The 4994-nt window shown below is 72.9% G+C and carries 4 protein-coding genes and 1 pseudogene; 2 read left to right on the forward strand and 3 right to left on the reverse strand.

Annotation, left to right across the window (positions count from 1 at the left end; genetic code table 11):
- Together C1I93_RS28275 and C1I93_RS28280 are read left to right on the forward strand one after the other, a co-directional pair.
- Positions 1–900 (forward strand): NUDIX domain-containing protein (locus C1I93_RS28275; protein ID WP_258378367.1); only part of this gene is annotated, 900 nt, incomplete at its 5' end.
- 360 nt (positions 901–1260) lie between these two features.
- Positions 1261–2196, forward strand: coding sequence for a CDP-alcohol phosphatidyltransferase family protein (locus C1I93_RS28280; protein WP_111246317.1), 936 nt, complete (start codon positions 1261–1263; stop codon positions 2194–2196).
- Positions 2197–2252: 56 nt separating this feature from the next.
- Here C1I93_RS28280 and C1I93_RS28285 read toward each other — a convergent pair whose 3' ends face one another.
- From C1I93_RS28285 to C1I93_RS28295, 3 genes and pseudogenes are all read right to left on the reverse strand, one after another.
- Entirely contained in the window at positions 2253–3500 is a 1248-nt protein-coding gene (locus tag C1I93_RS28285; RefSeq protein WP_111246315.1) for a phosphatidylserine decarboxylase, read from the reverse strand.
- Between the two features lie 413 nt (positions 3501–3913).
- A pseudogene (locus tag C1I93_RS28290) lies at positions 3914–4165 on the reverse strand (hypothetical protein); the annotation flags it as partial.
- The coding region (locus tag C1I93_RS28295; RefSeq protein ID WP_258378368.1) for a LiaF domain-containing protein at positions 4162–4994 on the reverse strand (833 nt) is incomplete at its 5' end. The pseudogene C1I93_RS28290 and the gene C1I93_RS28295, both read right to left, overlap by 4 nt.

The raw sequence follows: 4994 nt of genomic DNA on the forward strand, positions 1-4994 counted from the left end.
CGGCGGGTTGGGGCGTACGGGGTGGTGTGGGATGCCGGCCGGGAGCGGGTGCTGCTGGTGCGCAGCTCCGCGCAGGCCGACTTCCCTGGGGTGTGGTCGTTGCCGGGTGGCGGCGTGGCGCACGCCGAGCATCCGGCACGGGCGGTGGTCCGCGAGGTGGCCGAGGAGACCGGGCTGACCGTCGATCTGACCGGGCTGCGCGCGGTGGTCGCGGACGTGGTGCCGTACCCCGACCAGAAGGTGGCCCTGCACACCGACCGGGTGTTGTTCGATCTGGCCCCGGTGGGCGGTGCGCTGCGGGCCGAGCCGGCGGGCAGCACGGACCTGGTTCGCTGGCTGACCCCGGACGAGGCGGCCGGGCTGCCGCTGCTGCCGTTCACCGCCGAGGCGCTCGGCCTGCCGGTGGTGCCGCTGCCGGCGGGTACGCTCCGCCGCCGGGAGCCGTTCGCTGGGCCCGATGCCCGTCGCCGGCAGCGTTTCGGGGCGTACGGGTTGGTCACTGACCCCGCCGACCGGGTGCTGCTGTCGTTGATCGCGGAGGGCTATCCGGGTGCCGGGCGGTGGCACCTGCCCGGCGGTGGAACCGATCATGGTGAACAGCCCGTCACCGGGCTGTTACGGGAGTTGATCGAGGAGTCCGGCCAACTGGGTCGGGTGACCGACCTCATCGAGCTGGACAATCTGCACAATCCGGCCGCTCTCGGTCCGGAGGGATATCCGCTCGACTGGCACGGCATCCGGGTCGTCTATCGGGTGACAGTCGACGTTCCGACCGAGCCGAAGGTAACCGAGCTGGCCGGCGGCTCGACCGCCCGCGCCGGCTGGTTCAGCCGCTCTGACCTGCGAGAACTACCGCTCACGGAGATCGCCGCCAGGCTCCTGGTGGCGGCCCCTGGCTGACCGGTGTCACACCGTCGCGGGCGATCGCTCACCGGGCCCGTGGTGACCACCTCCGGTACAGTCAGGGTAGGGCCGATGGTGAAAAACGGGCGATCGCGACCGGGATGGGAATAACGCGGCGGTTCGCACGGTTAGGGGAGATATAAGCACCGCCGGCAGCTATCGCCAATCCCCACCCCCCTGTGCGATGGTGTACTCCGCAAAATGGCTGCCGGGCCAGAAAGGTCCGGCACGAGACAGCCGGACACCCGCCCGCGAGGCGGCCGATCCGGTGATGGAGGAAACGTGCCGAGAGCCCCATGGCGCCGGCGTCGTACGACTGACAGCCCGCGTCCCGCAGGGCGAAACTGGACGGGCCCGCTGCGCCGCAGCGGCACCCTCGCCCGCCAGGTGCTGTTGGTCCGCGTCGGCCGCCGTGACACGGAACTGCACGGTGTGCCCGACCTGTATCCCGAGCCTCGGTACGCGGACCGTCCGCGTCGCCGGTACGGCCTGAGGCGGTTCCAACGCGCCGGGATCGAGCGGGTCGCCCCGATCAGCCCCGCCGTGGGGCCGACACCCGTCACACCGACACCGGTGGTGGCGGAGGAGTCGACCACCACATCCGTACCGCTGCTCCCCGGCGTCCGGACACCGGCTCGGCGGATGAAGTTCGCGCTGGTCAACGCCTGCACCCTGGCCAGCCTGCTGCTCGGCATCAACGCCATCTTCGTGGCCATGCAGGGCAACGTCCGGCTCGCCGCCTTCCTCCTGATCGCCTGCGTCGCGTTCGACGGTCTGGACGGCGCGTTGGCCCGCAAGCTCGGGGTGTCCAGCCCGTTCGGCGCCCAGATGGACTCGCTCGCCGACATGTGCTCCTTCGGCCTCGCCGCGCCCGTGGTGGTCTACGCCTCGCTCGCCGGCGAGGTGCCGACAGCGGCCGCCGCGGTGGCGGCGGCGCTCGTGGCGGCCTGCGCCGCGATCCGGCTGGCCCGGTTCAACGTCTCGCCCTCCGACGGCCGGTTCTTCTCCGGCGTGCCGACCACCATGGCGGCGGCCGTGCTGGCCCTGATGGTGGTTATCGGTCTCCCGGTGCCCGGTGCGGTCCAGATCGCCGGCGTGGCGCTGCTCGCCTTCACCATGGTCAGCAGCTTCCCGTACGCGAAGCTGGCCCGGCTGGTCAAGCTGCCGCCGTGGGTGTGGCTCGTCCCGGTGGTCGGCGCGCTCGTCGACGTCCGGCTCACCTTCGGCCTGATCGTGGTGGGTTACCTGGTCAGTGGGCCGGTGCTCTGGCTGCGCCAGCGTCGCACCATCTGATCTCGGAGCACGGAAAAAGGGGGGCGCCACGGCGCCCCCCTTTTTCACTGTCTGAGTCAGCGCCAGCGGGCGATGACAGTGGATCCGCCGATCACCTTGTCACCCGGGCCGACAAGCGGCTCCGCCGCGTCAGCGGGCAGGTAGACGTCGGTCCGCGAGCCGAACCGGATCAGCCCGAACCGCTCGCCCCGGGCGAGCAGCGACCCGACCGGGGCGCGCTGCACGATCCGCCTGGCGATCAGGCCCGTACGCTGCGCCACCACCACCGTGCCGTGGGTGGTGTCCAGCACCGTGTACGCGGCCACGTTGTGCTCCGCGTCCGGCTTCATCGCGTTGACGAAGCCACCGTCCGCGACGAAGTAGTCCACCACCTTGCCCGCCACCGGAGCGCGGTTGACGTGCACGTCCAGCACGGAGAGGAAGACCGCGACCCGCAGGAACTCGCCGTCGCCGAAGCGCTCGTCGTGCAGTCGCTGTACCGACAGCACCCGGCCGTCGGCGGCGGCCACCACGGCCGACGGGTCCTCCGGCACGTCCCGTTCCGGGTCCCGGAAGAACGCCGCCACCGGCGCGGCGGCCAGCGCGGGCAGCAGCCAGAGCTTGGACTTCGGTCGGGTCAGCCGGGCCAGCGCGGCAAGCCCCACGGCGATGCCGGCGGCGGCCACCCCGTTGGAGTCGATGTGCATGCCCCGGGTGACCGGGACGCTCGACGGGCGGAAGGCCGGCGCGAGCTGTTCCGCGGCGGCCGAGTCCGCCGGGGTGAAGCGGAGCCGGTACACGCGTACCGGCGGGGAGTTGCGCAGCACCAGGTCGTTGCCGACGCCGTGCAGCGCGCCCTGGCGGTCCAACTCGGCGGCGGCGCCGGCGGTCCGGCCGACGGCGGTGGCCACGCTGAGCACCCCGCCGTCGTTGAGGTACTTGGTCAACGTCTCGACGGTGCCCCGGGCCTCGTCGGCGGTGCCGATGAGCGCTTCGCCGGCGACCACCACCGCGGCCGGCTCGGCCTCGGCGAGGCTGTCCACGACGCGTACCCGGTCGGCGACCCAGCGGCCCTGCGCGGTGACGTGCTCCCGCAGCGCCGAGGCGGCGACCCGCTCGGCGGGAACCACGATGAGGGTGTCACCGGGCAGCAACGCGTCGATCGCGGCGGCCAGCACGGCGGACTCCGGGGCCGCACCGACCAGCAGCGCGGTTTTGGCGGCGTTGATCCGGGCGAGCTCGGAGACGAGGGTACGAGCGGCACGCTCGCCGAGGCGGGCCGGGCCGGATGGGCCGAAGGCTCGCACGGCGGGGGACTGGGTCATCTCGGACGGGCTCCTGACGAGGTAGAGGCGACGGACGCGGGGTCAACCACCCGCCGGTGTGGTCGCCGAGGCCGTGGACGGTCCGCGCGAGCCGGTGACCCGCGAGGGATGCCCCTGCGGCGTGGGCCGGCCGGCGAAGGCGGAGGCACACCGGCCAGCATAGGCGGCCAGGATGGGCAGTTGCATGGTCAGGCCGCTGGCCCCCGCTGACCCGGCGACGGTTCGTCCCCGCTGGACAGGTCGAGCGTACGCTCGCCACCCGGCTCCGGCGTCGCGACGGCCGGCTCACCCGGCTCGGCCGGCTTGGCAGGCTCACCCGGCTCGGCCGGCGCGGGCGGGTCCCACTCGGCCGCGGGGTACGTGTCCGGCTCGCTCGGCATGAGCGTGTCCCACTCGGTGGGGGTGAGGGTGTCCGTCCCGGACGGGGCGGCTGGGCCGGTCTCCGTCTCGTTCGGGGTGGCGGGGTCGGGCTTGCCGGCGTGGCGGCCGGAGCGCAGCGCGCCGATCAGACCGAGACTGCCGATCAGGATGAGCCCGCCGGCCAGGAACCAGCCGACCGGCGGCAGGATGAGGCCGAGCATCTGGGCGAGCAGCCACCAGGCGGCGAGCGCGACGAAGAGCAGCCCGAAGGCGAACGACACCAGGTCGGTGCGGTGGACCCTCATCGAGTCACCTCCATGTGTCCGGCGTTGACGTGCAGGTTGAGCCGGAGGGTGCCGCCGCCGGCACCGTCGGCGCCCAGGTCCACGGTCTCTGCGGGCTGGTTGTCCATGCCCCAGCGACGTTGATGGCCGAAGATGTTGACGTCCCCGGCGGTCGCCTGCGCCACGGCGGTGACGTCCACGTCCGGCGGTACCACCACTGTGGCGTTGCCAAAGTTGATCACCACGGTGATCTCGGTCTCCTGCTCCTCGAAGTCGATCGCGCGCAGGTCCAGCACGGCGTCGGCGAAACTCTGCTCGTACCGGACGGCGAGATCGCGGCGGTCGGCGGGTGCCCAGGTGACGGCCCCGTCCACCCCCCGGTACCTGTCGTACGACTCGGCGACGGTGGCCACGCCCAACGCGGCGGCGGTCACCAGGCCGAGGGCGATGAGCCAGCGGGCCCGGCCGAACCAGGTGCCCACCAGCAGGCCGATGCCGATCACGGCGAGGGCCGCGGCGAAGTAGGCCGAGGCGCCGATGGCGAAGACGTCGAGCAGGTCGAGGATGCCGACCACGCCCAGCGCGACAAAGATCAGTGAGAAGGTCACCGCGCCGAGGGCCGAGCGCTCGCGGGGCTTCTTGGGCGGCTTGGGCGGTTTCGGTCGGGGCGCCTGCACGGCCGGCCCGGCGTACGGGCCGTGTGGGGCGAACGGGGGCCGATAGGTCGGCGCGCCGAGCGGCGTGGCCGGAGTGTCGGTCGACGGCCAGGGCGGTGCCGGGGGCAGGTGGAGGATGGGCTCCTCGGGTGGGCCGGACACCGGCGTTCCAGGTGACGTCGACGGGGCGTACG

It is taken from the genome of Micromonospora endophytica, assembly GCF_003236305.1.
In the GTDB taxonomy this organism is placed as follows: Bacteria; Actinomycetota; Actinomycetes; order Mycobacteriales; family Micromonosporaceae; genus Micromonospora; species Micromonospora endophytica.